The sequence below is a fragment of the Sphingomonas astragali genome (assembly GCF_051400615.1).
Classification (GTDB): domain Bacteria; phylum Pseudomonadota; class Alphaproteobacteria; order Sphingomonadales; family Sphingomonadaceae; genus Sphingomonas.
Window position 1 is genome coordinate 1,120,361 of record NZ_JBLFFH010000002.1, and the last position, 26,222, is coordinate 1,146,582.

Annotated in this window: 21 protein-coding genes; 7 read left to right on the forward strand and 14 right to left on the reverse strand. The window is 65.7% G+C overall.

Annotated features, from left to right (window positions below):
• Positions 1 to 52: 52 nt before the first annotated feature.
• Positions 53 to 952, reverse strand: coding sequence for an ROK family protein (locus ACMGER_RS13420; protein WP_436812636.1), 900 nt, complete (start codon positions 950 to 952; stop codon positions 53 to 55).
• Between the two features lie 362 nt (positions 953 to 1,314).
• Here ACMGER_RS13420 and ACMGER_RS13425 point away from each other — a divergent pair, with 362 nt between their 5' ends.
• Both ACMGER_RS13425 and ACMGER_RS13430 read left to right on the forward strand, forming a co-directional pair.
• Positions 1,315 to 2,634, forward strand: coding sequence for a sugar porter family MFS transporter (locus ACMGER_RS13425; RefSeq protein ID WP_436812637.1), 1,320 nt, complete (start codon positions 1,315 to 1,317; stop codon positions 2,632 to 2,634).
• Positions 2,635 to 2,714: 80 nt separating this feature from the next.
• Entirely contained in the window at positions 2,715 to 3,938 is a 1,224-nt protein-coding gene (locus tag ACMGER_RS13430) for an ROK family transcriptional regulator (protein WP_436812638.1), read from the forward strand.
• Between the two features lie 66 nt (positions 3,939 to 4,004).
• On the opposite strand, the gene ACMGER_RS13435 is transcribed toward ACMGER_RS13430, so the two are convergent.
• The 5 genes from ACMGER_RS13435 to ACMGER_RS13455 form a co-directional block, all read right to left on the reverse strand.
• On the reverse strand, positions 4,005 to 6,326 hold the full coding sequence (locus ACMGER_RS13435) for a GH92 family glycosyl hydrolase (protein WP_436812639.1): 2,322 nt from the start codon (positions 6,324 to 6,326) through the stop codon (positions 4,005 to 4,007).
• 32 nt (positions 6,327 to 6,358) lie between these two features.
• Positions 6,359 to 7,783, reverse strand: a complete 1,425-nt coding sequence (locus ACMGER_RS13440) for a glycoside hydrolase family 125 protein (protein WP_436812640.1) — start codon at positions 7,781 to 7,783, stop codon at positions 6,359 to 6,361.
• A gap of 17 nt (positions 7,784 to 7,800) precedes the next feature.
• Positions 7,801 to 10,149, reverse strand: a complete 2,349-nt coding sequence (locus ACMGER_RS13445; protein ID WP_436812641.1) for a GH92 family glycosyl hydrolase — start codon at positions 10,147 to 10,149, stop codon at positions 7,801 to 7,803.
• Positions 10,146 to 11,300 carry a glycoside hydrolase family 43 protein gene (locus tag ACMGER_RS13450; RefSeq protein ID WP_436812642.1) on the reverse strand — a complete coding sequence of 385 codons (1,155 nt, stop codon included), beginning with the start codon at positions 11,298 to 11,300 and terminating at the stop codon, positions 10,146 to 10,148. The genes ACMGER_RS13445 and ACMGER_RS13450 overlap by 4 nt, the downstream gene beginning before the upstream one ends.
• A 140-nt stretch (positions 11,301 to 11,440) precedes the next feature.
• The gene (locus ACMGER_RS13455; RefSeq protein ID WP_436812643.1) at positions 11,441 to 14,422 is read right to left on the reverse strand and encodes a TonB-dependent receptor; all 2,982 of its coding nucleotides are present in this window, start codon (positions 14,420 to 14,422) and stop codon (positions 11,441 to 11,443) included.
• Between the two features lie 265 nt (positions 14,423 to 14,687).
• On the opposite strand from ACMGER_RS13455, the gene rfbC reads away from it, so the two are divergent.
• The 4 genes from rfbC to rfbA are packed head-to-tail and all read left to right on the forward strand — an operon-like array spanning position 14,688 to position 18,342.
• The gene (gene rfbC, locus ACMGER_RS13460; RefSeq protein ID WP_436812644.1) at positions 14,688 to 15,515 is read left to right on the forward strand and encodes a dTDP-4-dehydrorhamnose 3,5-epimerase; all 828 of its coding nucleotides are present in this window, start codon (positions 14,688 to 14,690) and stop codon (positions 15,513 to 15,515) included.
• A gap of 10 nt (positions 15,516 to 15,525) precedes the next feature.
• Positions 15,526 to 16,581: a dTDP-glucose 4,6-dehydratase gene (gene rfbB, locus ACMGER_RS13465; RefSeq protein ID WP_436812645.1), complete on the forward strand. Its 1,056-nt coding sequence runs from the start codon at positions 15,526 to 15,528 to the stop codon at positions 16,579 to 16,581.
• Positions 16,582 to 16,588: 7 nt separating this feature from the next.
• Complete coding sequence (rfbD, locus tag ACMGER_RS13470; protein ID WP_436812646.1) at positions 16,589 to 17,476, forward strand: dTDP-4-dehydrorhamnose reductase; 888 nt, start codon at positions 16,589 to 16,591, stop codon at positions 17,474 to 17,476.
• Positions 17,473 to 18,342: a glucose-1-phosphate thymidylyltransferase RfbA gene (gene rfbA / locus ACMGER_RS13475; protein WP_436812647.1), complete on the forward strand. Its 870-nt coding sequence runs from the start codon at positions 17,473 to 17,475 to the stop codon at positions 18,340 to 18,342. Before rfbD ends, rfbA begins: the two co-directional genes overlap by 4 nt.
• 43 nt (positions 18,343 to 18,385) lie before the next feature.
• Here rfbA and ACMGER_RS13480 read toward each other — a convergent pair whose 3' ends face one another.
• The 3 genes from ACMGER_RS13480 to ACMGER_RS13490 are packed head-to-tail and all read right to left on the reverse strand — an operon-like array spanning position 18,386 to position 20,538.
• Positions 18,386 to 19,483, reverse strand: a complete 1,098-nt coding sequence (locus ACMGER_RS13480) for an acyltransferase family protein (RefSeq protein ID WP_436812648.1) — start codon at positions 19,481 to 19,483, stop codon at positions 18,386 to 18,388.
• Positions 19,484 to 19,540: 57 nt separating this feature from the next.
• Positions 19,541 to 20,173, reverse strand: coding sequence for a D-glycero-alpha-D-manno-heptose-1,7-bisphosphate 7-phosphatase (locus ACMGER_RS13485; protein WP_436812649.1), 633 nt, complete (start codon positions 20,171 to 20,173; stop codon positions 19,541 to 19,543).
• Positions 20,092 to 20,538: an adenylyltransferase/cytidyltransferase family protein gene (locus tag ACMGER_RS13490; RefSeq protein WP_436812650.1), complete on the reverse strand. Its 447-nt coding sequence runs from the start codon at positions 20,536 to 20,538 to the stop codon at positions 20,092 to 20,094. Before ACMGER_RS13490 ends, ACMGER_RS13485 begins: the two co-directional genes overlap by 82 nt.
• 41 nt (positions 20,539 to 20,579) lie before the next feature.
• On the opposite strand from ACMGER_RS13490, the gene ACMGER_RS13495 reads away from it, so the two are divergent.
• Positions 20,580 to 21,149: a D-sedoheptulose-7-phosphate isomerase gene (locus tag ACMGER_RS13495; RefSeq protein ID WP_436812651.1), complete on the forward strand. Its 570-nt coding sequence runs from the start codon at positions 20,580 to 20,582 to the stop codon at positions 21,147 to 21,149.
• On the opposite strand, the gene rfaD is transcribed toward ACMGER_RS13495, so the two are convergent.
• The 5 genes from rfaD to ACMGER_RS13520 form a co-directional block, all read right to left on the reverse strand.
• Positions 21,146 to 22,135 (reverse strand): ADP-glyceromanno-heptose 6-epimerase, encoded by a 990-nt coding sequence (gene rfaD / locus ACMGER_RS13500; RefSeq protein ID WP_436812652.1) that lies wholly within the window; start codon positions 22,133 to 22,135, stop codon positions 21,146 to 21,148. The two genes, ACMGER_RS13495 and rfaD, sit on opposite strands and share 4 nt — an antisense overlap.
• Entirely contained in the window at positions 22,132 to 23,073 is a 942-nt protein-coding gene (gene rfaE1 / locus ACMGER_RS13505; RefSeq protein ID WP_436812653.1) for a D-glycero-beta-D-manno-heptose-7-phosphate kinase, read from the reverse strand. The genes rfaD and rfaE1 overlap by 4 nt, the downstream gene beginning before the upstream one ends.
• Before the next feature lie 2 nt (positions 23,074 to 23,075).
• On the reverse strand, positions 23,076 to 24,071 hold the full coding sequence (locus tag ACMGER_RS13510) for a WaaS/CpsH family glycosyltransferase (RefSeq protein ID WP_436812654.1): 996 nt from the start codon (positions 24,069 to 24,071) through the stop codon (positions 23,076 to 23,078).
• A 4-nt stretch (positions 24,072 to 24,075) separates the two neighbouring features.
• Positions 24,076 to 25,209: an NAD-dependent epimerase/dehydratase family protein gene (locus tag ACMGER_RS13515; protein ID WP_436812655.1), complete on the reverse strand. Its 1,134-nt coding sequence runs from the start codon at positions 25,207 to 25,209 to the stop codon at positions 24,076 to 24,078.
• Between the two features lie 106 nt (positions 25,210 to 25,315).
• On the reverse strand, positions 25,316 to 26,176 hold the full coding sequence (locus tag ACMGER_RS13520) for a glycosyltransferase family protein (protein ID WP_436812656.1): 861 nt from the start codon (positions 26,174 to 26,176) through the stop codon (positions 25,316 to 25,318).
• Positions 26,177 to 26,222 lie beyond the last annotated feature (46 nt).

A 26,222-nucleotide genomic window follows, 5' to 3' on the forward strand; every position in this document is an offset into this window, starting at 1 on the left:
CAGCGGCGAACTGCACGAATCGACGGATCGCGTATTGGTTCCCGTCGGGCGATTAGCCGCAGGCGCCTGCGGCCAGGGCGATCGAGCCGAGCGGCCCCGCCGAGGCGCCTAATCGGGGAGCGACGATATAATCGGCGGGAGGGAGCTCCATATAGCCGTTCACGCTCCTGCGCAACGCCGCGTCGATCCGTTCGAGCAGATGGGGCTGGCCCGACACCACTCCGCCGCCGATCGCGATGCGATGCGGCCCCGTCGCGCAGACGAGCGCGTGGCACATGACGGCAAGCACGTCGACGATCGGCTCCCACACCGGATCGTTCGGGGTGAGATCGGCGACCGCGCGCGCCCCGAGCCGCGCCACCAGCGCCGAGCCGGAGGCGAGCCCTTCGACGCAATCGTCATGGAATTGGCAGACGCTCGGAAGATCGTCCGCTGGCAGCCGCGGCACGCGGATGTGGCCGATCTCGCTATGCCCGATGCCGCGCGTCGGCCGCCCATGCACGATCAGCCCGACGCCGACGCCCGTGCCGACGGTCACATAGGCGAAATCGTCGAGGCCCTGTGCGCAGCCCCAGCGGATTTCGGCGAGCGCAGCACCATTGACGTCGGTATCGAACCCCACCGGCACCGCAAAGGGCGCGGACAGGACGCCGCGCACGTCGGTGCCGGGCCAGTCAGGCTTGTTGGTCGCCAGGATCTGCCCATGACGCGGCGAGGCCGGATTCAACTCGAGCGGACCGAACGAGGCGATGCCGAGCGCGTGAAAGCCATGCGTGTCCTCCCATTCGTGCAGAACCGCCAGGATCGCCGGCAGTGTCTCGTCGGGCGTGGTCGTCGCGATCGTGCGCTGGTCGAGGATCGCCTCGGGCCCATGCGCCAGCGTACAGATGCATTTCGTCCCGCCGAGCTCGATCCCCGCCAGCGGCAGCCCGTCCGCACCGCCGACACTCATGCGCGGTCCTCGCGGTGCAAAGCAGCCTTGCCGTCCGGCGAACATGGATCAAGGATTGCGCACGACAACGCGGCGCCGGGGACGATTATCATGACAGCTTGCTTTCGACTGGAACGGGAGGCGGCGGGATGACCGCCGCCATGGGAACGGACATCAGGCGGGATCGGGTCGGCATCCTCGACAGGGGACAGGAGCATCGAACCATATGAAGGCTTCCCCTCTCCCTGCCAGACGCCTGCTCATGTACCGGCGGGTCCGAGCACCCCGGAGCCGCTTGTGCAGCGCGTCGGCTCGATTAATACTTCAATTTGCATAATTCAACGATCGCGATGCCGGTCGGTCAAACGGGAGGGGATCAACGCATGGCGACCAGGGACCTGAATCCGAACGCGGTCGTGGCGGCGGCACTTGGCGGCCTGCTGTTCGGTTTCGATACCGCGGTGATCGCAGGCGTGACCGATGCGCTGCGGCATTCGTTCGCCCTCTCGCCGGTCGCGCTGGGGAGCGCCGTGTCGGCGGCGCTGGTGGGCACGCTGGTCGGCGCGCTCGGCGCCGGCGCGCCGGGCGACCGCTACGGCAGCCGCACCATGCTGCTGTGGGTGGCGATCGCCTATGTCGTCTCGGCGATCGGCTCGGCGGCGAGCGGCGGGCTGGCGATGCTGATCGGCTTCCGCTTCATCGGCGGTCTCGCGATCGGCGGCTCCTCGGTGCTGGCGCCGGTCTATATCGCGGAGATCAGTCCGGCCCGGCGCCGAGGATGGCTGGTCGGATCGTTCCAGCTCAGCGTCGTCGCCGGCATCCTTGCGGCCTATGTCAGCAACTTCCTGATCGGCCGGGTCGTCGACGGCGAGCTCGCCTGGCGCCTGAAGCTCGGCGTTGCGGCGCTGCCGGCGCTGCTGTTCCTGGCGATGCTGCTGCGGATTCCGCAAAGTCCGCGTTGGCTCGTGCAAAAGGCACGGGAAGCCGAGGCGCGCGAGGCGATCCGCCAACTCTCGATGGGCGACCCCGACCGGCTGGTCGTGCAGTTCCGCGCGGGCGAGGGCCAGGACGGGCGCGCGCGTCTCGACTGGCGCCGGCACCACAGACCGATCCTGCTCGCCGTCGCGATCGCGCTGTTCAACCAGCTCTCCGGGATCAACGCGATCCTCTACTATCTCGGCGACATCTTCGTCGCCGCCGGCTTCAGCGGCCTGTCGGCGGACTTGCAGTCGGTGGCGATCGGCGTCGCGAACCTGGTCGCGACGCTGGTCGGCATGGCGGTGATCGACCGGATCGGACGCAAGCCGCTGCTGCTGACCGGCGCGGCGGGGACGGCGGCGGCGCTGGCCGCGGTGGCGGCGATCTACACCAGCGGCACGGGCCAGGCCTGGCTGCTGCCCGCGCTGATCGTCTACATCCTGTTCTTCGCCATCTCGCAGGGCGCGGTGATCTGGGTCTATCTGTCGGAGATCTTCCCGACCGCCGTCCGCGCCCGCGGCCAAGCGATCGGCAGCGCGACGCACTGGGGCATGAATGCGCTGATCGCCTTCGGCTTCCCCGTCGTCGCGCAGCACATGCAGGCGCTGCCCTTCTGGTTCTTCGCCGCCGCGATGGTGGTGCAATTCGTCGTGGTATGGCGCTATTTCCCGGAAACCCGCGGCATACCGCTGGAAACGATGGAAGAGGCGGTGGAGGGTTCGTGATAGCGACAGCAAGGAAAACATGCGATGCGTGCCGCAATGACTGACCCGGACTCCACGGACGTGACCCGCAGAAACGCCGTATGACACCCTCGTCCCGCGCCCGCCCGCGCCTTTCCGGCACCAATCTCGAACGCGCCGCCGATCATAACCAGCGGGTGACGCTGCACGCGATCCGGGTGTGCGGCTCGCTGACCCGGGTCGAGCTGGCCGGCATCACCGGCCTCACCGCGCCGGCAATCGCCAACATCACCCGGCGCCTGCTCGACGACGGGCTGATCGAGGAGGCGGGCCAGCGGCGCGGCGGACGCGGTCAGCCGCCGACAAAGCTCGTGATCCGTAGAGACGCCTGCTACTCGATCGGCATCAACGTCGACCGCGACCATATCACCATCGTCGTCGTCAACTTCTCGGGAGAAACGCTGGCCCGCGTCTCGGAAGAAGTGAGCTTCGCCCTCCCCGACCACGTCCGCTCGCTCTATCGCCGCTCGATCAAGAAGATGCTGCGTCAGGCCAGCGTCGACATCGGCAAGGTGGTGGGGCTCGGCGTCGCGGTGCCGGACGATCTCGGCTTGGTCGACCTGCCGGGGCGACCCGCGGAATATGCCGCGTGGGAAGGCATCGACATGGCCGAGCTGTTCGCCGAACCGTTCAACCTTCCCGTCTTCACCGAGAACGACGCCGCGGCTGCCGCCATGGGCGAGATGCAACTCGGCCTGGGGCAGAAGCACAACAGCTTCTTCTACATCCTGATATCGTCCGGCCTCGGCGGCGGGCTGGTCGTCGATGGCGCCTATGTCCGCGGCGCGGACGGGCGCAGCGGCGAGCTCGGCTTCATGCGCGCGCCCGGCGGCGACGGCCGCGGCGAGCAGATCCAGGCGCTGGTGTCGCTCTCCGGCCTCGCCCGCCATCTCGAAGGCCATGGCCTCGCGCTGACCGATGCGATGGGCAAAACCTCCGCCGATGCGCGGGTGAAGGTCTGCGTCACCGAATGGATCGAACGCGCCGCACGGCAGCTGACCGTGCCGCTCGACGCGGTGAACTGCCTGATCAACCCGGCGGTGGTGCTGATGGGCGGCCGACTTCCCAGCCATCTGCTCGAGCAGCTCGCCGAGCGGACCAACGCGCTGATGAAGGAGGAGGCGGAGGTGCTGCCGGCAATCGCGCCGGTCGCCCGCGCGGCGCTGTCGGAGGACGCCCCGGCAGTTGGCGCCGCGATCCTGCCGTTCAGCCATTTCCTGCTGCCCAAGCCCGGCGCGCTGTGGAAGGCGCCGGCGGGAGCGGGTGTCGCGGACTACGCGGCTTAGAGTCGGCCTGCACGCGACATCCGTGCTCCTGCCTTCGCAGGAGCACTATCATCTAACGGACAAACTTTAGCCTGGCCGTTTCCCGAACGATGGCGGCCGATCCTTCTTCGCCGTTCCGAAGCGCGACGGCTTCGCTCCCATCTCGAACACCAGCTCGCCGCCCTTGACGAGCTCGGCGTGCGCGATCCAGTTGCGGGTCCAGGGCTTGCCGTTCCACCGCACCGACTGGACATAGGGCCGGTCCGGCGCATTGCCCGAGGCGCGGATGCGCAGCGTCTTGCCGGCTCCGACCTCGACCTCCGCCTCGTCGAACAACGGCGATCCGAACACATAGACCGCGCTCACCGGATCGACCGGATAGAAGCCGAGCGCGCTCAGCACGAACCAGGCGCTCATCTGCCCGCAGTCGTCGTTGCCGATCACGCCGTCGGGGTCGTCCTTGTACATCTCGACGAGCAGGCGCCGCACCATCGCCTGCGTCTTCCACGGCGCGCCGGCATAGGCATAGAGATAGGCGGCGTGCTGGTCCGGCTCGTTGCCGTGCGCGTACTGGCCCACCAGCCCGGAGATGTCGGGCGGCGCGTTCTTGGGCAGGGTCGAGGGCGCGGTGAAGAAGGCGTCGAGCTTCTTCTCGAACGCCGCGTCGCCGCCGAAATGCTCGATCAGGCCGTAGATGTCGTGCTGGTTGAGGAAGGTCGCCTGCCAGCCGTTCGCCTCGGTATAGTCGCGGTGCTTCTCGGGGTCGTGGCCGAGCTGGATAGGGTCGTAGTTCTCCCACCAGCTCCCGTCGCTGAAGCGCGGGCGAGCGAAGCCGATTTTCGGATCGATGACGTTGCGGTAGTTGAGGCTGCGCTTGCGCAGCGCCGCGGCATCCTCCTTCGCCCCCGCCGCCTCGGCGAGCGCCGCCATCGCCCAGTCGTCATAGGCATATTCCTGGGTGCGGCTGACCGACTCCCAGATCTTGTCCGCGGGGATATAGCCGAGGTCGTAATAGAAGCCGCGCCCGAGCGTGCTGTCGATGTCGGTCATCGTGCGGTCGAACGCCCGGCGGCGGATCATCGGCCAGGCGGAGGCATAGTCGGCCTTGATCCCCTTCACACAGGCTTCGGCGAGCACCACCACCGCGTGCCAGCCGATCATCGTGCCCGTCTCCACGCCCTGGAGCGGCCACACCGGCGGGCCATAGGGGCTCTCGCGCGTCTGGCGGACGAGGTCGCGCGTCAGCATCTCGGCGCGCTCGGGCCGCACCAGCGTCAACAGCGGATGCAGCGCGCGATAGGTATCCCACAGCGAATAGGTGCTAAAGGCGAGCTCGCCCTCCGGCACACGGTGCACCTGCCGGTCGAGCCCGACGTAGCGGCCGTCGCGATCGGTGAACAGCGTCGGCGCGAGGAAGGCATGGTAGAGCGCGCTCGCCATGATCGTCCGCTGCGCCTCGGTGCCGCCGGAGACGCGAACGCAGCCGATCTCCTTCGCCCAGACCCGAACGGCCGCGGCACGGGCGCCGTCGAAGTCCCATCCGGACGCCTCCGCCGCCAGCGCCGCGCGGGCGCCGTCGACGTCGATCGCGGAGATGCCGGTCTTGATCAGGATCGGCTCGCTGCCGGCATCGTCGAAGAACAGCGCGACCTTGAGCCGGTTGCCGACAATTTTCGTGGTCCCCTCGGGCGAGGGCGCGGCACCGTCGGCGAAGAACTGCACCCGATCGGGCCTCCGCGACAGCTTCATCGCGAAATGGATGCGCCGCCCCTTGGCCCAGCGGTGCACGCGCCGGCTGCCGGTCAGCGTCCCGTCGGCATCGAGCGCGAGCGACGCTTCGTCGATCAGCGTCCCCTTGTCCCACCGGTCGATGATCATGTGGGCGAAGTCGACCAGGACATGTCCCGGTCCCTGCGGGAAGCGATAGCGGTGGAGCCCGGTGCGCTCGGTCACCGTCAGCTCCGCGAGCACTCCGGACTCGAGCCGCACGCGGTAATAGCCGGGCTCGGCATGTTCCTCCGAGAAGCGCTGGCGATAGCCCGCGTCCGGATTGTCGAGCGGCCCCGGCTCCAGCTGCAATGGTCCCCGCGTCGGCACCACCAGCACGTCGAGCATGTCGCCGATGCCGGTCCCCGACAGATGCGTATGCGAAAAGCCCATGATCGAGCCGTCGTCGCGGTGATAGCCCGAGCAGGCATCCCAGCGCGCATTGTCGGTGTCGGGCCCGAGCTGGGCCATGCCGAACGGCAGCGACGGCCCCGGGAAGGTGTGGCCATGCCCGCCGGTGCCGATGAACAGGTTCGGCTTCCCCGCCGCCGGCGCCTGCGCCCAGCCGCGCACGGGCAGCGCGGCGCCGAGCACGGCCAGCCCGGTGCCGGACAGCAGCTGGCGGCGGTTGGCGGTCATCATCGCTTTGTCTTCCTTCTTTTCCATTTCTACTTCTACAGCCGCTCGGCGAGCAGCGCGGGTCTCCGCTGCGCCAGATCGATGATCAGGTCGCCGAACAGCCCGTTCGCCCAGGCGAACCAGCTGCGCGTGAACTTCGCCGGATCGTCCTTGTGGAAGGATTCATGCATGAAGCCGGTGCCGCCGTGCGTGGCCTTGAGCCAGCGCAGGCACTTCACGATCTCGGCATCGTCGTCGCTGATGAGCGCCCGCGTGATGATCGACATCGGCCAGATCATATCCATGCCGACGTGCGGCCCGCCGATCCCCTCGGCGGCGGTGCCGGCGAAGAAATAGGGGTTGCGCGAGCTCCAGGCGAGCGCCGCCGTGCGCCGGTAGAGCGGATCGTTGCGGTCCGCGGCGCCGAGCAGGGGCAGGCCCGACAGGCTGGGGACGTTGGCGTCGTCCATGAAGATGGCGTTGCCGTAGCCGTCGACCTCGAACGCCCAGACCTCGCCGCCCTGCCCGTCCGGCATCTTGCCGTATTTGTCGAGCGCCTGGCGCACCTCGCCGGCCAGCGCCTCGCACCGGCTCGCCGCCGCATCGTCGCCGCGCGCTTCGCGCAGCACCTTGGCGAGCATCCCGAGCGCCGACACCGCGAACAGGTTCGACGGGATCAGGAACGGATAGAGGCAGGCGTCGTCCGAGGGCCGGAAGCCCGAGTGGATCAGCCCGACCTTGCGCGTCGGCGCGCCATAGCCGCCGAACATCAGCGTCTCGGTCGGCGACTTGTCGACCCGCTGGAAATGATAGGGCCCGGGCCCGTCCTTGCGCTGCTGTTCGCGCAGAGTGGCGACCGCCTGCGCCATCCCGCGCGCCCACGGCTCGTCGAACGGCGCCTTGTCGCGCGTCGCCGTCCAATAGGCATGGGCGAGCCGCATCGGATAGCAGAGCGAGTCGATCTCCCACTTCCGCTCGGCGACGCCGGGCTTCATGTCGGTCATGTCGGTGCGTGCCGGCAGGCTCGACAGCGCTGCGGGGTCGTGCATGAAGGCGTTGGCGTAGGGATCGATCAGGATGCAGCGCGCCTGCCGCTGCAGCACGCCGTGGAACAGCCTTCGCAGCTCCGCGTCCTTCGGCGTCAGATGGACATAGGTCTGGAGCTGCGCCGAGCTGTCGCGCAGCCACATCGCGTCGATATCGCCGGTGATGACGAAGGTGTCGGGCTTGCCGTCGACCTCACCGAGCTGGACGGTGGTGTCGAGGGTGTTGGGGTAGCAATTCTCGAACAGCCAGGCGAGCTCCGGATCGGCGATCTTCGCCTTGACGCGCTTGATCTCCTGCTCGACCGCGCGGCTGGTGAAGCGCCGCGCACTCCTGGGCGGACGCTCGGTGACCAGCGGCTCCGCGGCCCTCGCGGGCAGCGCCGTTGCCATCGCCAGCGCACCGGCGCCCGCCATCACCTCGCGGCGCGTGAACATCCTCATCTCCCCTTTTCTCACTTCGCCGCCGGCGCGCTCATCGAGAAGGGCGCGCTCGCCTTGCTGCTCGCCCACTGCTTGTCGGGCGTCGGCCCCATCACGAAGCGCAGCGTGCCGCCCTGCTGGAGCGCCGCGCGGTCGAGCCAAACCTTGTCGTGCGCCCTGCCGTTGAAGCTGACCGACTGGATGTAGACGTTCTTCGCGCTGTTGTTCTCCGCCTCGATCGTCAGCACCTTGCCGCCCGGCATGGTGAGACGGACCGAGCGGAACAGCGGGCTGCCGATCGCGTACTGCCCGACCGCCGGCGTCACCGGGTAGAAGCCGAGCGCGGAGAACACGTACCAGGCCGAGGTCTGGCCGTTGTCCTCGTCGCCCGGATAGCCGTCGGGCGCCGCCGAATAGAGCCGCTTCATCACGTCGCGGACGTGGTACTGCGCCTTCCACGGCGCGCCGGCCCAGTCGTAGAGATAGATCATGTGCTGGATCGGCTGGTTGCCATGGGCGTACTGGCCCATGTCGACGATCTGCATCTCGCGGATCTCGTGGATCACCTGGCCGTAGTAGCTCTCGTCGAACACCGGCGGCATGGTGAAGATCGAATCGAGCCGCTCGACGAACGGCTTGTCCCCGCCCATCAGGTCGATGAGCCCCTGGACGTCCTGCATCACCGACCAGCTGTAGTGGGTCGCGTTGCCCTCGGTGAAGGCGTCGCCCCATTTGAACGGGTTGAACGGCGTCGCCCAGGACCCGTCCTGGTTGCGCCCGCGCATCCAGCCCGACTGCGGGTCGTAGAGCTTGCGATAATTCTGCGCCCGGCCGGCGTAGAGCTTGGCGTCCTCGGCCTTCCCCAGCGCCTCGGCGAGCCGCGAGATCGCGAAGTCCGCGGTCGCATATTCGAGCGTGCGTGCGGCATTCTCCTTGATGCCGACGTCGTAGGGGACGTAGCCTAGCCGGTTGTAATATTCGGCGCCCTCGCGCCCGACCGCGTGGACGAGCTCGCCCTTCGCGTCCCTCGGCCGCCCTTCCGACGTGGTCGCGTTCTTGACCATCGCCTCGTAGAGCGTCTCGACGTCGAACCCGCGCACGCCGTTGATGTAAGCGTCGGCGATCAGCGAGGCCGAGTTCGACCCGATCATCACGTCGCGGTGGCCGGGGCTCGCCCATTCCGGCAGCCAGCCCGATTCCTTGTAGGTATTGACCAGCCCCTGCATGATCTGGCCGTCGAGCTCGGGATACATCAGCGCGAACCACGGGAACACCGCACGCCACGTGTCCCAGAAGCCGTTGTCGGTGAACATGTAGCCGGGATGGACCTGCCCGTCGTACGGGCTGTAGTGGACCACCTGCCCCTTGGCGTCGAACTCGTAGAAGCGCCGCGGGAACAGCAGCATCCGGTACAGCGCCGAATAGAAGGTCCGCCTGTTGTCGAGATCGGGATCGCTCACCTGGATTCGGGCGAATTCCTTCTCCCACACCGCCCGCGCCTTGGCCTCGGTCTGGTCGAAGCTGTCCTTGCCGACCTCGCTCGCCAGATTGCGCTCGGCCTGATCGAGGCTGATGAACGAGGAGGCGACCTTCACCCCCACCTGCTCGCCGTCGCGCGTCCTGAAGCTCACGACGGCGCCGACGTGCCCGCCCTCGCGGGAAAGGTCGGCGGCGAGCTGATAATTGTCGTCCCAGGTCCGGCTGACGGTGAAGTCGCGGTCGAACTCGGCGACGAAATAGTTGCGGAAATTCCTGGGCACCCCGCCGCTGTTGTTGCGGACGTAGCCGGTGATCCGCCGCCGCGTCGGATCGATCGTCACCATCGACCCGCCGTCATAGGCATCGAGGATGATGTGCGCGTCGTCGCTCTTGGGGAAGGTGAAGCGGAACTGCGCGGCGCGGTCGGTCGGCGCGACCTCGGCGGTCACGTCATAATCGGCGAGATAGACCTTGTACCTGTACGGCCGCGCCTCCTCGGCCTTGTGGCTGTACCAGCTCGCGCGCTCCTCCTGCTTGAGCTTGAGCGGCCCCGTCTCCGCGAACAGCGCGAAGGCACCGTAGTCGTTCATCCACGGGCTCGGCTGGTGGGTCTGCTTGATGCCGTTGATCTTCTCGGCATCGTAGGTGTAGCCCCAGCCGCTGCCCAGCTTGCCGGTCACCGGCGTCCAGAAGTTCATGCCGAACGGCACGGCGACCGCCGGATAGGTGTTGCCGTAGGACAGGGTGTAGCTGGAATCGGTCCCCATCAGCGGGTTGGCGAGGTCGACCAGCGCCTCGTCCGGAGCGGTCTGCGCGATCGCCGCCGCGCCCGTCAGCGGCAGCGGCGCGCACAGGCTGATTCCCACCAGCACTACGATCGCGGCGCGAAGTCCGGTCCTCAAGATTGCTCTCCCCCTGATGTCAGTGCTCCTGCGAAAGCAGGAGCCCCAGGCCGCAAGCCGTGCTGCCCGTAATCCAGGGCTCCTGCCTTCGCAGGAGCACGGGTTTGGGACTTCAGCGGCCGCGGCTCTACACCCCCGTTCGTCATTACCACCGGCCGGATCGTCCCGTCCGGGTTGAAGATCATCCGGTCGACCGCGAGCTGGCGATGCTCGCCGACGTCGTCGCCCAGCGGCCGGCGGTGATAGGCGATGTACCAGTCGTCGGTGCCGGGCACGTTCACCACCGAGTGATGCCCCGCCCCGCGCGCGATGCGGAAGTCTTGGCTCAGGATCTTGCCCATCGGCTTGAACGGCCCGAGCGGGCTCGGCCCCATCGCGTAGGCGACGCTGTAGTCGGGGCCGGTCCAGCCGCCCTCCGACCACATCAGATAGTAGACGCCCTTGCGCTTGATCACGAACGAACCCTCGACATAGCCGGGCGGCGTGATCTCCTTGTAGCTCGTGCCGTCGGGAAACGGCACCACCGAGCGCAGATCGTCGCTCAGGCGCACGACGTTGCAGTGGCTCCAGCCGCCGTAATAGAGATAGACCCGCCCGTCGTCGTCGCGGAACGCGAACGGGTCGATCGGCTGCGCGCCGTTGTGGAAGGCACCGATCAGCGGCTTGCCGAGCGCGTCCTTGAACGGCCCTTCCGGCCGGTCGCTGACGGCGAGGCCGATGCCGCCGAGCTCCTGGTCGCTCTGGATGTCGTTGGCGCCGAAGAACATATAGTAGCGCCCCTTCGCCTCGATCACCGATGGCGCCCAGACGGCATAGGCCGCCCAGGCGACGTTCTCGACGCTGAGAACGCGGCGGTGCCTGGTCCAGTGGACGAGGTCGGGCGAGGAGAAGGCGTCGAAATAGGTCTGCTTGACGTAGGACGGCCGGACCGTGCGGCGCTTGCGCGCCTCGGCCTGCTCAGGCGAGAAGCGCGGGCTCGCCTCCGGCTTGTCCGGATCATCCGACAGGGTCGGATAGATCCAATAGCGGCCGGCGAATACCCGGATCTCCGGATCGGCATACCAGCCGGGCACGATCGGGTTCTCGGCGAACGCCCATCCCGATAGCCCCAGCGCCGCTGCCGCCGCGATGCCGGCGAGAATTGTCCTCATGGTTCGGCGCCGACCCCTGTCCTGCCTACAGCCCCATGTTCCTCCATCACTCCCGCCGGGCGCAAGTGGTGGCGCCCGGCGGGAGAGGGGGATGGCGGAGGCTGGGGGGCCATCCCCGGGGAGCTCGTCAAGCCCGTTCGTCAGAAGTTGTACGAGATGCCGACATAGGCACGCCGTCCGAAATAATTCCGGTAGGTGAAGCGGTCCTTGGTGTCGTTGCCGAGATACCGGCTCTCCTCCGATTTGGTGAGGTTGATGACCGACGCGGTGAGCTGCAGACCCTTCATCAGCTCGTAGGAGGCGTTGAGGTCGATCTGCTCGTACGGAGCGTCATATTCGATCAGGCCCGAGACGAGCGCGCGGACCCGTTCGCCGCGGCGATTGTAGGACGCGCGCAGCAGCAGCCTGTCGCTCTCGTAGAAGACCGACGCGTTGATCTGCGTCTTGGAGCTGCCGACGAGCGGCGACGAGCCGACCTTCTCCCCGTCGAGCGAGACGTCCGCGACCGATGTGTCGTTGTAGGTGAAGTTCACCTGCGCGCCGAGACCGAAGGGCAGCGTATGCTGGGCATAGAGCTCGATACCTTGTGACACCGCGTCGGAGGCGTTGGCGACGGTTTCATAGGGCTGGATCTGCACCTGCTCGCCGGCCACCTCGCGCGTCACGTCGAGCACGAGCGGCACGATGAAGTTGGACACGTCCTTGCGGAACAGCGTCGCGCCCACCACCGAACCGCGATGGAAGTACCATTCGATGCCGATATCGTACTGCCACGCTTCGAACGGCTTCAGGTCGGCATTGCCGCCCTCGCCAGACCAGCCTTGAAACTCGCCGAACTGGCCGCGGTCGAAGGCATATTCCGGCGAACGATAGGTCAGCGACCGCTGCGAACCGAGATTCTCGAAGGACGGACGCGCGATCACCTTGGCGACGGCACCGCGCACCAGCAGGTTGGGGGTGATCTCGTAGGAGGCGTTCAGGCTCGGCAGCCAGTCGGTGTAGGACTTCGACTGGTCCACGAACGTGTTGACGAGCTCCCGGCGCTGGTCGAGCGGGATCACCTGACAATTGCCGTCCGGTCCGACCGGCCGGTTGGGATCGAACGGCCCGCCGGGACCATCGACGCAATATTCGTTGAGATATTCGAGCCGGTCCGCGGTGAGGCCGGACTGTTTGGTGTTGGCGACGCGCAGGCCGATGTTGCCGCGGAAACCGCCGCTCTGGAAATTGGTCTGGACATAGCCCGCCCAGACCCGCTCGCCGAGGTTGTAGTTGCCGTCCTCTAGGATGCGCACCGGCGAGCCGTAAGTGGAGTTGATATAGTCCAGATAGTTTTCGAGGTTGATGCCCGGGAACGAGCTGGCGTTGAAGCCGCCGGCGATGTTGCCGATCGCCTGGTCATAGAAAAATTCGGGCCGCGCGATCGCGCCTTCCGGCGTATCCTGATAGCGCCGCTCGGTCGCCGGATCGGCATACCATTCGACGCGGCCGCCCTCGCGCTGGATGCTGAGATCGCGCCACTTCGCGCCGACCTGGATCGAGCTGAGGAAGCTGTCATCGAAGCGGCGCGTCAGGTCGAGCTGCGCATAGCGCTGCGACAGCTCGCTGTTGATGAAGTTGGAGCCGGTCGATCCGGTGTCGATCTGCGCGATGCCATTCCTGATGTTCTCCTGAAGCTCCGGCGAAAATTCGAAATTGACCTTGCCGCTGGAGAAATCCCACGCGCTCAGGAAATTGCCGTTCTGCTCGGCACCGGTGGTGGTGAGTCGCGGCTTCGCAGCGACGTTGAAGCGCAGAGACGGCCCGCCGGTCGCCTTGGTCTTGCCCATCTTGAGCACCGCGCTGAAGTGGTCCTGGTCATATTTGACCTCGGTCTCGAACGTGTTCGAGACCTGCTTCTCGCGGCTGTAGGTGCCGGCGATCTGCGGCGTCTCCATCGTGCACGGCGGCGTATTGAGCAGACAGCCCGTGCTCGCGGCCAGCACCTGGAACTGCGCCGATTGCATGATGGTGCCGCTAGGATCGAACGTCGCGCCGGTGAAGAAGTTGCCGTAGCCCCATTCGGGGATCTTCAGCACGTTACTGGTATAGTCGCTGCTGTACTGGAAGCGGAAATAATTGGAGGTGACCGTCACGTTGTCGAACGGACGCACCTGCATCGTCGCCTGGATGCCGTAGCGCTCGCGCTCCTGGTTGAATACCTGCTCGTTCACCGACTGCGGCGCCCAGAAGCCCGAATAATGCTGGCCGCTCTGCGTGGTCACGCCGGTGCCCGGCCAATAGAGAACCGCGTCGTCGTTCTCGAACGCATTGCCGTTGACGTCGGTCGCGCGGGTGATGACGTCGCCGTTCGCGTCGCGGTCGCTCCACCAGCGCCAGCTCTCGGTCTCCGCACGCAGCTCGCGATTGGTGCGCTTCTGGTAGACGCCGCCGACGAGGACGCCGAACGTCTCGTCCTGGTTCTTCCATGAGATCTGGCCGGCGAGCTGCGGCTCGAACTTCTTGGACGTGTCCGAATAGGTGCCTTCCGCCGAGATGAAGCCCGACCCCGCCTTCACGTCGAGCGGCCGCCGGGTGTTGAGGATGATCGTGCCGCCGACGCCGCCCTCCTCGAGCCGGGCTTCGGGCGACTTGTAGACCTCGGTGCTGGCGATGAAGGTGGACGGCAGCAGCACATAGTTGAACGAGCGCCTCGGCTCGCCGCTGTCGGCGCCGGCCAGGAAGTTGCCGTTGAGCTGCGTCATCGTCAGGTCCGACTGCAGACCGCGGATGCTGACGCGGGCGCCCTCGCCGCCGTCGCGTTCGATGATGACGCCCGGCACGCGCTGCAGCGCGTCGGCAACGTTCTTGTCGGGGAACTTGCCGACGTCCTCGGCGGTGATCACGTCGACGAAGGCGTTGGCGTTGCGCTTCTGCGAGAGGCTGGCCTCGATCGATTCGCGATAGCCGGTGACGACGATGTCGCTGCCGCCTTGGTCGGCGGCGGTGTCCTGGGGCGCCTGGGCGGCAGGATCGGCCTGTACTGCGGTTCCCGCCTGAGCCGAGGCGGAATCGGGCACGGCCGTCGTGTCCTGCGCCTGCGCGACGCCGGCGAAGCCGACGATCACACTGGCCGACAACATGAGATCGCGAACGATCCGACCGCGAGATGCGGTACGCGAGCGATAGGTTTGACGAACGTGCATTTCCGACAGTCCTCCCTTGGCGACGGAGGCGTCCACGGCCCCCGGCTTGTCCCTAGCTTCACACCTCCGGGCCGGACGCGGTTCTTGGCCGTCCGATTCGCAACAGCGGTGAAAGCAGCGTTGTTTCAGAATATAAAAAGCAATTTGTCAATTGGATCATTAGGGCGACGTTTCTCAGTCGTCCGAGCATGGCAGGGCGAAAGTGCGGATTCCCGCCGATCGGCAGGGCGGCGACCCGAAGACATCGAACTGCACAGCGCCGACGCGGTGCCGGATCACGACGAAATGCCGCCAGGGGAGCTTCTCGAGTTGTGGCCAATTGGAAAGGTGGCCGGACAGCAATCCGGCATGTCGACGCGACGGCTCGTTCCGGGAACCGTTTGCCGACTGGAATGGGAATGCCTTCGCGGACCCGTCCACTGTCAATTGCGAGTCGCTACCGGCTGCACTATTGGGAGCCGCGATGCCTATCGTCAGTCTTATTGCACCGCGCCGCTTCGGCGACGCGAGGGGATGGTTTACCGAAGTCTATTCGGTACCCGCCTTCCGGGAGATCGGCATTGATTGCACCTTCGTCCAGGACAATCACTCGCTTTCCGTGCCGCAGTATACTCTGCGTGGCCTCCATTTTCAGACCCCGCCCCATGGCCAGGACAAGCTGGTGCGCTGTATCCGCGGCCGGATCTTCGACGTCGCCGTCGATGTACGCCGTGGCTCGCCGACCTATGGCCAATGGGTCGGCGCGGAGCTTTCGGCCGAGAACGGGTGCCAGCTGTTCATTCCGATCGGCTTCGCTCATGGATTTCTGACGCTCGAAGCCGGTTGCGAGGTCACCTACAAATGCTCGGACACCTATGCTCCCGAGCACGACGGCGGCATCCGTTGGAACGATCCGGCGATCGGCATCGACTGGCCGCTGCCGGCAGGAGCGACGCCGGAACTCTCGGCAAAGGATGCCGTGCAGCCGCTCCTCGCCGATTTTGACAGCCCCTTCCCATACGACGGCCGTCCGCTCGCGCCGCTCGCCTAAGGATCAGCACATGCGCATCTTCGTTACCGGCGGAGCCGGCTTCATCGGATCGGCACTGATCCGGCATCTGATCGACGATTCGACCCACGAAGTGCTGAACTTCGACAAGCTGACCTACGCCGGCACGCTGTCGACGGTCGAGCGGGTCGCGAACAGCAATCGCTATCGCTTCGTCCAAGGCGATGTCTGCGATGCCGCTGCAGTACGGGCGGCGATGGCCGAATTCCGGCCCGAGATCGTCACCCATCTGGCTGCGGAGAGCCATGTCGATCGCTCGATCGACGAGCCCGGTGCCTTCATCCAGACGAACATCGTCGGCACCTACACCATGCTCGCCGAGGCGCGAGCCTATTGGCTGGGTCTGGACGATGCGGCCAAGCGGGCATTCCGCTTTCATCACATCTCGACGGACGAGGTGTATGGCTCGCTCGGCGAGGACGGCCTCTTCACCGAAGACACGCCCTACGACCCGCGTTCGCCCTATTCGGCGTCCAAGGCCGGTTCGGACCATCTGGTCAGCGCCTGGGGCCATACTTTCGGTCTTCCGGTGCTCATCACCAATTGCTCGAACAACTACGGCCCCTATCATTTCCCCGAGAAGCTGATCCCGCTGATGATCGCGAAGGCGCTCGCCGGCGAGGCGCTGCCCGTCTATGGCAAGGGCGACCAGGTTCGCGACTGGCTCTACGTCGAAGACCATGTCCGCGCGCTTCAGGCAGTGTTCGAAAAGGGGCAGCCGGGCCGTACCTACAACGTCGGCGGCAATAACGAGCGGCAGAACATCGAGGTCGTGAGGACCATCTGCACGATTCTGGACGAGTTGCGCCCGCGCGAGGACGGCAAGAGCTACGCCGAGCAGATCGCCTATGTCACCGACCGTCCGGGCCACGACAAGCGCTATGCGATCGATGCAAGCCGCATCCGCGACGAGCTCGGCTGGACGCCGATCGAGACGTTCGAAACCGGCATCCGCAAGACCGTCGAATGGTATCTCGCCAACAAAGGATGGTGGCAGGCGATCGTCGCCGAGCGCAAGGCCGACCAGCGTCGCGGCCTGGCGGCCTGAGCGCGCGGTGAAGCAGGTTCTCGTCACCGGCGCGAGCGGACAGGTCGGCACCGAGCTCCAGCGCTGCTCCTGGCCGGACGGCTGGGAGGTGGTCGCGCTCGGCCGCGCGGCGCTCGACCTCGCCGATCCCGCCGCAATCCGGGCGAAGGTCGCTGAACGCCCCTGGTCGGCGGTGATCAACGCGGCGGCCTATACCGCGGTCGACAAGGCCGAGAGCGATCTCGTCGCCGCATGGTCGATCAACGCCCTCGCGCCTGCGGCCTTTGCACAGGGATGCACCGAGGGGAACATCCCGCTCGTCCAGGTGTCGACCGACTATGTCTTCGCCGGCGACAAGGCCGGCGCGTGGGAGACCGACGACCCGGTTGCGCCGCTCAACGTCTATGGCGCGTCGAAGCTGGGCGGCGAGCTCGCGGTCCGGACGAGCGGCGTGCGCCATGCCATCGTGCGCACCGCCTGGGTGGTGAGCGCGCACGGCAGCAACTTCATGAAGACGATGCTGCGCGTGGCCGTCGAACGGGAGACCTTGCGCGTGGTCGACGACCAGCGCGGCAGCCCGACCAGTGCGGCCGATCTGGCACATGCGCTGATGACGATCGCGGTGCGATTGGCGGACGATCCAGCCGCGGCGACCGGCACCTTCCACTTCAGCAATGCCGGCGAAACGAGCTGGGCCGGGTTCGCCAGGGACATCTTCCGCCAGTCGGCCGAGCGAGGTGGCCCAACCGCGGCCGTCGAGCCCATCGCCACGGTCGATTATCCGACACCGGCGACGCGTCCGGCCAACTCACTGCTCGGCCACGACGCGATTCGCGCGGCCTATGGCATCACTCCCCGGCCCTGGCAGGAAGCGCTGGGCGACATCCTCGACGAATTGATCGGAACACGCACATGAAGGGCATCATCCTCGCCGGCGGCTCGGGCACGCGGCTGCACCCGGCGACGCTGGCGGTGAACAAGCAGCTTCTGCCCGTCTACGACAAACCGATGATCTATTATCCGCTGTCGGTGCTGATGCTGGCCGGCATCCGCGATGTGCTGATCATCTCGAGCCCCGAGTATCTCGACAACTACCGCCGGCTATTCGCCGACGGGTCGGCATTGGGCCTGGCGATCAGCTACGCCGAGCAACCGCGCCCGGAAGGGCTGGCGCAGGCGTTCACGATCGGCGCGGACTTTATCGGCGAGGACAATGTCGCGCTGGTGCTGGGTGACAACATCTTCTTCGGCGCGCACCTCACGGACCTGCTCGCGAGCGCTGCCGCGCGCCGGGACGGCGCGACGATCTTCTCCTACCAGGTCGAGGATCCCGGGCGCTACGGCGTGGTCGAGTTGTCCGCGGACGGCCGCGCGTTGAGCCTCGAGGAGAAGCCTGCCCAGCCGAAGTCGAACTGCGCCGTGACGGGCCTCTATTTCTACGACAACCGCGTCGTGGACTATGCTCGCGGCCTCTCACCTTCCGCGCGCGGCGAACTCGAGATTACCGACCTCAATCGCCTCTATCTGGATGCGGGCGACCTCTACGTCGAGCAGATGGGTCGGGGCTATGCCTGGCTCGATACCGGCACCCACGACAGCCTGATCGAAGCCGGCGAGTTCGTCCGTACGATCCAGCATCGCCAGGGCGTCCAGATCGCCTGCCTCGAAGAGATCGCCTACGAGCAGGGCTTCATCACCGCCGATCAGGCGCGCGAGCGCGGCGAGATGTTCAAGAAGACCGCCTATGGGCGTGCGATCCTGACCGCGGTCGGCGAGCGTTGACCGCGCGCTCGACTCAGGCTGGCGAACGGCGGCCCAAGTCCGATCACCCGGCCTCGCCAAGCGCCACCTGATCGGCGGATGCCGTCGTGTGAGCGTTGGCGTTCGCTTCCTTGCGATAATGGCTGTCCCGCCGAAGAAACCTCTTCTCGACAAGATGCCACATCAGCATCGCGGCAAGCAGGACGACGGCAGTGCTCACCAGCACGAACGCCACCGGCTCCCGCTGCAGGAATCCCAGGCTGATCATCGTCTGCAGGATGGGGAAATGGACGATGTAGATACCGTACGAGAAATCCCCATACCGGCCGAAACGGCCGAAATAGGGACCGAACGCCACCCCCATCACGCAGAGCGCCACCCCCAAAGGCCGCAACACCAGCTCGAGCATGTAGGTGGACAGGAAGAGCAGAGCCAAGCCCGACGCCAGCATCAGGATCGTCCGTCCCCTGAAATAATCGAAATAATAATAGATCGCAGCCCCGGCGATGAAATAGGTCATCTGGCCCGGAAGTTGCCGCGAAAGCTCGACAAATGCTCCGCTGTGACCACTTTCGGCAAGCCGCAGCATGATGGCAGCATAGAGTACCGACAGCAGGTATATGCCGACCAGCACCGGCATCCGCCCGACTTTGCGGAACAGCCAGACGCATATCGGAACCGCGATATAGAAGGCGACCTCGATCTTCAGCGTCCAGAGCGCACCATTGATCGCATGAATAGTGTTATTCTGGAAAACCCCCGGCAACTCCGGCGCCAGAAAATTCAAGAATACGAGGTTTGCCGCGACGTATTTCCACAAACCTATATTAGTTATATAATCACCGAACGGCAGCTTGCTCATGAAGCCTAGGAATATAGCGCACGTAACGACTATAACGAAATAAGCTGGATAGATTCTTCTGATCCTCTTACTTGCATAAGACTTCAGCGTGCTCGATCGATCATAGCTCTGAAATATCAAAAATCCGCTGATAACGAAGAAGGCCTGCACCGCCATCGTGGAAGAAAACAGCGACGACAGCACCGATAGCTGATCCAACGTCGATAGATCATGTGCATGTGATATGAAGACCGTCGAAGCGAGAACGAATCGGACAAGGTCAAGGTTATTGACGCTAGGTGCCGACGATGAGGAAGCCACGCCGTTGTCCTTCTTACTCGTGCCCGACGAGACGCAGGCATCATTCGAATCGTTATTCTAGCGCCGGTCGGCGCCCTGCTCCGTCAGTAGCAGCCGAACGCACGCGAGCAAATCCGCCCCTCCGCCATCCGCGCCATATTGATCGGCATCGCCCGCCGCCCCCACCAAGAAGCAACGCCCCACGCCTGCTGCCCGGCCGGCGGCAATGTCTGAGCCCTTGTCGCCAAACAGGACCGACGCGCTCAGCGAAGCGCCGGTCCGCGTCGCCCCTTCGATCAGCAGGCCGGGCAGCGGCTTGCGGCAGTCGCAATGATCCGATGGCGCATGGGGGCAGTGAAGGATGGCTGCGAATTCCACACCCTCCATGGCGAGCAGCCGTCGCATGTGGTCGGTGATGCGCTGATAGTCGTCGTCGGTGTAGAATCCCCGCCCGATACCGGACTGATTGGTCACGACGATCAGGTCGTAGCCGGCATCGCGAAGCCGTCGAAGCGCTTCGGGAACCCCGGGAAGAATGACGAAATCCTCGACCCGGCCGACATAGCCGGAGTCGCGGTTGATCACGCCGTCACGGTCGAGGAACGCCGCCTTCCCTTGCTCGCGCGTCATCAGATGCTCCTGACGCGCCGGAGCAGCTCGGTCGTCGAGAAGCCGTCGACGAACGGCATGATGACCGTCCGGCCGCCCCATTCCCGCATGAGCTCCGCCTCGGGCAGTTGATCGAGGGTGTAGTCGCCGCCCTTTACGTAGATGTCCGGGCGCACCTGCGCCAGAATGCGCAGCGGCGCGCGCTCCTCGAACACGCTGACCGCGGTCACGCTTTCGAGCGCCGCGAGGACGATCGCCCGATCCTCGGCGCGATTGATCGGCCGGTCCGGCCCCTTGCCCAACATGCGGACCGACGCGTCCGAATTGACCGCCACGAACAGGCCCGCCCCCAGCGAGCGCGCCGCGGCAAGATAGGTGACGTGGCCGCGGTGCAGGACATCGAAGACGCCGTTGGTGAAAACGAGCGGTCGGGGCAAGGCGGCGATCGCCTGCGTTGACAACTCCATGATTTTGTCCTCCAAGCACGCCTCCTTACCGGGGGTCAAGAATGTCGGTATTCGAACGGAATCTACGGGAACATCTGGAGCTGTTTTCCGGCCTCGCGTCCATCGAAACCGACGTGAACCTGGCCGGCCGCGCGATCGCGGACGCGCTGAAGGACGGCCGCAAGGTGATGTTCTGCGGCAATGGTGGCTCGGCGGCGGACAGCCAGCATCTCGCGGCCGAGTTCACCGGACGCTTCGTCGCCGACCGGCGACCGCTCGCCGCCCTTGCCCTCAGCACCGACAGTTCCGCGCTCACCTGCATATCGAACGACTATGGTTATGAGCATGTCTTCACTCGCCAGCTCCAGGCGCTGGGCGTTGCGGGCGACTGCCTGGTCGGCATCTCGACCTCCGGCAATTCACCAAATGTCGTGAACGCCTTCGAACATGCGCGCCGGGCCGGGATCACGACGATCGGGCTGCTGGGTCGCGATGGCGGCACGCTGCGATCATTGTCCGATATCGCGATCGTCGTGCCGAGCAATGTCACGGCTCGCATCCAGGAAGCTCACATCATGATCGGGCACAGCCTGTGCGGCATGGTCGAGGAGGAGCTCGACCTGCTTCCCTAGGAGGCGTCCAGCAACCGATCGACGTAGCTTGCGACTCCCTCCTCCACGGTCATGAAGGGTTCCGTATAGCCGGCCGCGCGGAGCCTCGCGATGTCGGCCTGGGTGAAGCTCTGGTACTTGCCCTTGAGCGCCTCCGGAAAGTCCACATATTCGATCAGCCCGTCCCTCACCTGATCGGAGAGCGACAACGCCGGCTGCTGCGCGCGGGCGCGAATGCCGTTCACCACGGTGCGCGCGATATCGTTGAACGGCTGGGCCCGACCGGTACCCAGGTTGAAGATCCCGCTGATCTCCGGATGCTCGAGGAACCACAGCTTGACCTTCACGAGATCCGCGACGTGGATGAAGTCGCGGCTCTGCTCGCCCGCTCCCCAACCGTCATATCCCCCGAACAACCGGACACGCTGGTGCTCGCGAAACTGATTCACATGGTGGAACGCCACGGACGCCATCCGGTCCTTGTGCGCTTCCCCGGGACCGTAGACGTTGAAGTATCGGAATCCCGCCACCTGCACCCCGTCCGGGCGGCGCCGTCGAACGACGTTGTCGAACAATAGCTTGGAATAGCCGTAGACATTCAGCGGCCGCTCGTTCTCCGGCTCTTCGGCGAACCGGCTGCCGCTGCCATAGACCGCTGCGCTCGAGGCGTAGAGCAGGCGCGTGCCGGTGGTCTCCGCCACCTCCAGCAATCGGCGGCTGCACCGATAGTTCAGCTCCATCATCAGCTGCCCATTGTGCTCCATCGTGTCGGAGCAGGCGCCTTCGTGGAAAATGGCGTCGAAATGCCCGAGCTTGCCGTCTTCGAGAAGGTCGTAGAAGCGACGGTGATCGATATAGTCGGCGATCTGGGCACCGGCCAGGTTCGGGAACTTGCGGGCATCGGTGAGATCGTCGACCGCCACGATATCGTCGATCCCGATCCCGTTGAGGCCGCGCAGCATGTTGCCGCCGATGAAGCCGGCCGCACCGGTTACCGCCACTCTCATGCGAACAGCTCCTCGGACGTCAGGGTCGAAGTCCCGAATTTCCCGACGACGATGCCGCCGGCACGATTGGCGACGGGAACGGCGGCGCGAAGGCTGGCTCCGCTCGCCAGCATCGCCGCCATCGTCGCGATGACCGTGTCTCCCGCGCCGGTAACGTCGAACACGTCGCGGGCGTGAGCGGGAACGTGGAGATGCCCATCATGATCGAAGAGAGTCATGCCCTCCTCCGATCGCGTCACCAGCAACGCCTCCAGCGACAGGCGGTCGCGCAGCGATTGCGCCCGATCATAAAGGTCCTGCTCATCGCGCCAGGATCCCACCACCTGAGCCAGTTCCGCGCGATTGGGGGTAATTAGCGTCGCGCCGCGATAGATCGTCCAGTCGCTCCCCTTCGGATCGACCAGGATCGGGCACTGGTGCCGGCGCGCGGAACCGATCATCTGCTCGATCTGGGCCAGGCTCCCCTTTCCATAGTCGGAGAAGACGACGACGCGATGATCGGCGAGATGGCCCTCCAGCGCACCGGCGAGGCCGTCGAGCGTGTGATCGCACGGACGATCCTCGAAATCGATCCTGAGCAGCTGCTGGGACCGGCCGCTCACGCGCAGCTTGACGGTGGTCTTGACCGTGTCGTCGCCGCGCAGGTCGTGCGCGATGCCGTGATCGCCGAGCAGGCCGCGCATACGATCGGCGGCGCCGTCATGCCCGACGACCGTGAGAAGCGTCGGCGCGCCCCCCAGGCTGGCGATGTTCAGCGCGACGTTCGCCGCCCCGCCGAGCCGGAACTCCTCGCGCTTGACGAGCACGACCGGCACGGGCGCCTCGGGCGACACGCGATCCACATCGCCGAACCAATATTGATCCAGCATCGAATCGCCCACGACCAGTACCGAGGCCGTGCTCAGATCCCATCGCTCGAGGGGGCGTTCCGCAGACATGCTCAAGCCTTCTCACCAAGGACTTCGTCGATCCAGCCGTTCACGCTGTAACGGCCGCGCAGCTCGGGAGAGAGCTCCTCGACGGGGGACGTAAGAAAATCGAAATCAAAGGCCGGTGCGCGCCGGTCTATGACCATGATGTTGGCCGGATTGTAGAAATCATAGTTGCGGATATCCGAATTCGTCGTGATCAGCTTCTTTCGCGCGCCGAGTGCCTCGAACGTGCGGATCGTCAGCCCGGTCTGCTGATCATGCTCGATATCCAGGAAGGCCCTGGACCGGTCGAAGACCCTACGGACCTCCTCGCGCGGCAGTGGCTGATAGCTGAACATCGACGACGGGATTCCCCGGAAATGCGGATTGGTGATGCGCTGGTAGTGCAGCACCCATGGCGACTTCAGATACAGGAACCAGTAACGGGAAACGTCCGCCGGCAGGCGTTCGTCGACCTGGTGAATGATCGCCGGACGATCGCTATGCGCCGTTCCGATGAAGCTCAGGTCGAACTCTGCCTCCCGATTGGACGGAAGGTCGAATTCCGGCGAGAAGAACAGCGGCCGGAACCCGATGCCGTGTCGCCGGGCCGCATGGCGATCGAAGGAGAAGGCGGCGTCATAGTGCCGAAGGGCCGCCACGGCATAGGGCCGGTTCTCGAAGGAATCCCAGATGTAGAACGTGAATCTCGCGGTAGGATAATCGCGTCGCAACTGTTGCAGAATGTCGTCGCTCAGCGTCTGCCCGTTGACGACCAGCACATGATCGTAATGCCGGCGTCCGAACTCCTCCAGCTGTCGCCGGTAGATGCGGTTGGTATGCTCCAGCAACACGCTGCGTCCGACTTTCGCCACGGCGTGCAGGATCGCCGAGTCAAACGGACGATCGGACAGCACGTCGACGATGGCGCCGCGGTCGCGCAACGCCTGCGCAAAAACCCGATCGTACCCAAAAAAGGGCGCAACCTGGATCAGAATATATTTGCCCGCCAGGTCCTGCGCCATGCAGTCAGCCCATCAGCTTGCGGGCACGAAGCTCGTCGTTTGCTTGCGCAAGCCGGTCTTCGGGCAAGGGTTGCTCCGATACCCATGCAGCGAACCGTTCGAGACCCGATCGAAGATCGACCTTCGGACGGACGCCGAGAACGGCCTCGAGCCGCGTCAGGTCGGCGACATTGTGCCGGATATCGCCCAACCGGAACTCACCGGTGACCCTGGTGTCGGAAGTGCCGCCGAAGGCCCGGTTGAGCTCCTGCGCCACGCTGGAGATGCTGGTGGCGACGCCGCTGCCGACGTTCAATGTCGCGGCGACCGGCGGCGATACGGTCAGCGCGGCGTGGATCGCGGCGACCACATCGCTGACGTGCACGAAATCGCGCGTCTCCTCGCCGTCCTCGAAGATGGGAAGATCGAGCCCGCGGCGAATGCGCGTCGAGAAGATCGACAGGATGCCCGTATAGGGATTGTTGAGCGACTGCCCTTCCCCATAGACGTTCTGGAAGCGCAGGATCGTGGCCGGTATGTCGCTCGCAGCGGCGACGATGCGCACGAGATCCTCCTGCGCGAGCTTGGTGGCGGCGTAGACGGAGGCCGGACGCGGCGGAGCATCTTCCGTCGTCGGGCGAAAGCTCATCGGCGCCGTGCAGCGAGGGCATGGCTGATCCCATTCGCCCCGGCGCAAGGCGTCCGCCGACCGCGGCGGCGGATAGGCGGGATCGAGTCCGCAGGCTGAGCACGCGAAGGCGCCCTCCCCATAGATCGATCGGCTCGAAGAAAGGACGATACGGCGGATCGTCGCGGCGCGGCGGGCGATCTCCTCCATCATGCGGGCCGTCGCCTGGCTGTTGACGGCATTGTAGTGCTCGACCTGGTACATCGACTGACCGGTCCCGGTCTCCGCCGCCAGGTGGACCACGCCATCGATGTCGGCCAGCGCCCGATCCCAGATCGCCGGATCCGTGACCGATGCCCGGATCACCTCGACCTGCGGATGATCACTCCACGAAGGAAAGGCAGCGTCCGGGCCATGGATCTGCGGAGAGAGATTGTCCAGCGCCCGCACCGCGAGGCCGTCCTCGAGCAACCGCTGCACCAAGTGGGAGCCGATGAAGCCAGCGGCACCGGTGATCAACACTCTTCGCATCAAATGGATATCCGCATGTTCTCGAGTCAGAAACCGCCCCGTCAGCCCCCATCCGAGGCGTCGCGGTGGCGCCTTTGCCAGCGCAGGTCCCCATCGTCAAACCGGATCACGGCGCCAGCATCGCACGCAGCCGGCTCAGCCGATCGGGGTCGTCGAACAGGCTCCAGCGCCGCTTCTCGAACACGCTGTGCGGCATCCAGAACTCGTTGGGCCGCGGCGTCAGCACGAACACCTCGATTGCAAGGCTCTCGGCGAGATGGGCCGGAAGCGAATCGGCCGAGATCACGACGTCCATCGACGCGATGGCATCGCGCAGCGCCTTGAACTGGCGCGGCACCATCACATGGGGGAGTCCGCCCGCCTCGAGATCGGGCCGTTCCCCTTCGAGCAGGAACAGGCTGGTCGACATGCCTGCCCGCTCCGATTCCCGCATGATCTCGGAGACCAGGATCGGCGGAAGATTCTTCGCGGCGATGCGGCTGCCTGGAAAGATACCCAACCGGCGCCGCCCGCTCGTCGGCGCCGCCGTCGACGCTCGAAGTTGAAAGCCGTTATCGGCGAGCAGGCGATCATAGCCCTCGTAGATGTTGGAGGTTCCCGCCGCCATGCCGGTCGCGGGCCGTCCTCCCACGACGAACCGTTCCCTCCAATTGAGACGATCGAGAAGAAGCAGCGTCGACCGATCGAGCGGAGCCCGCTCTATCGCCCGCCTCACATGCCACGCGCTTTTCACCGCGGCCAGCATACCGTTGCGGCGAGCATCGAAGATCGACGGCACGCCCGTCTCCACCGTGGCCAGTTCCACCACCCGGATCTTGGGCTCGATCGCCTCGCAGAGCGGGCGCAGATGCTCGCCGATCGCAAGCGTCAGCCGCCCCCGGTCGGCTTCGGCGACGCGCTCCGCCGCGGCGTTGGCGATGACCAGATCACCGAATGCCTTGACCTGGAGAAAACATGCCTCGGTCATCGCCGCTCAGCTCCGACCGGCGCGCGCGGCCGTCTCCACTCGCTCG

Bases quoted from the DNA above. Each gene is read 5' to 3' on its own strand.
- rfbA (WP_436812647.1), top strand. From the start codon at position 17,473: ATGAAGGGCATCATCCTCGCCGGCGGCTCGGGCACGCGGCTGCACCCG.
- ACMGER_RS13515 (WP_436812655.1), bottom strand. From the start codon at position 25,209: ATGCGAAGAGTGTTGATCACCGGTGCCGCTGGCTTCATCGGCTCCCAC.
- ACMGER_RS13490 (WP_436812650.1), bottom strand. From the start codon at position 20,538: ATGGAGTTGTCAACGCAGGCGATCGCCGCCTTGCCCCGACCGCTCGTT.
- rfaD (WP_436812652.1), bottom strand. From the start codon at position 22,135: ATGAGAGTGGCGGTAACCGGTGCGGCCGGCTTCATCGGCGGCAACATG.
- ACMGER_RS13510 (WP_436812654.1), bottom strand. From the start codon at position 24,071: ATGGCGCAGGACCTGGCGGGCAAATATATTCTGATCCAGGTTGCGCCC.
- ACMGER_RS13425 (WP_436812637.1), top strand. From the start codon at position 1,315: ATGGCGACCAGGGACCTGAATCCGAACGCGGTCGTGGCGGCGGCACTT.
- ACMGER_RS13430 (WP_436812638.1), top strand. From the start codon at position 2,715: ATGACACCCTCGTCCCGCGCCCGCCCGCGCCTTTCCGGCACCAATCTC.
- rfaE1 (WP_436812653.1), bottom strand. From the start codon at position 23,073: ATGTCTGCGGAACGCCCCCTCGAGCGATGGGATCTGAGCACGGCCTCG.
- rfbB (WP_436812645.1), top strand. From the start codon at position 15,526: ATGCGCATCTTCGTTACCGGCGGAGCCGGCTTCATCGGATCGGCACTG.
- ACMGER_RS13520 (WP_436812656.1), bottom strand. From the start codon at position 26,176: ATGACCGAGGCATGTTTTCTCCAGGTCAAGGCATTCGGTGATCTGGTC.
- ACMGER_RS13440 (WP_436812640.1), bottom strand. From the start codon at position 7,783: ATGTTCACGCGCCGCGAGGTGATGGCGGGCGCCGGTGCGCTGGCGATG.
- ACMGER_RS13485 (WP_436812649.1), bottom strand. From the start codon at position 20,173: ATGGGGCGGCCGGACGGTCATCATGCCGTTCGTCGACGGCTTCTCGAC.
- ACMGER_RS13435 (WP_436812639.1), bottom strand. From the start codon at position 6,326: ATGATGACCGCCAACCGCCGCCAGCTGCTGTCCGGCACCGGGCTGGCC.
- ACMGER_RS13420 (WP_436812636.1), bottom strand. From the start codon at position 952: ATGAGTGTCGGCGGTGCGGACGGGCTGCCGCTGGCGGGGATCGAGCTC.
- ACMGER_RS13495 (WP_436812651.1), top strand. From the start codon at position 20,580: ATGTCGGTATTCGAACGGAATCTACGGGAACATCTGGAGCTGTTTTCC.
- ACMGER_RS13455 (WP_436812643.1), bottom strand. From the start codon at position 14,422: ATGTTGTCGGCCAGTGTGATCGTCGGCTTCGCCGGCGTCGCGCAGGCG.
- ACMGER_RS13450 (WP_436812642.1), bottom strand. From the start codon at position 11,300: ATGAGGACAATTCTCGCCGGCATCGCGGCGGCAGCGGCGCTGGGGCTA.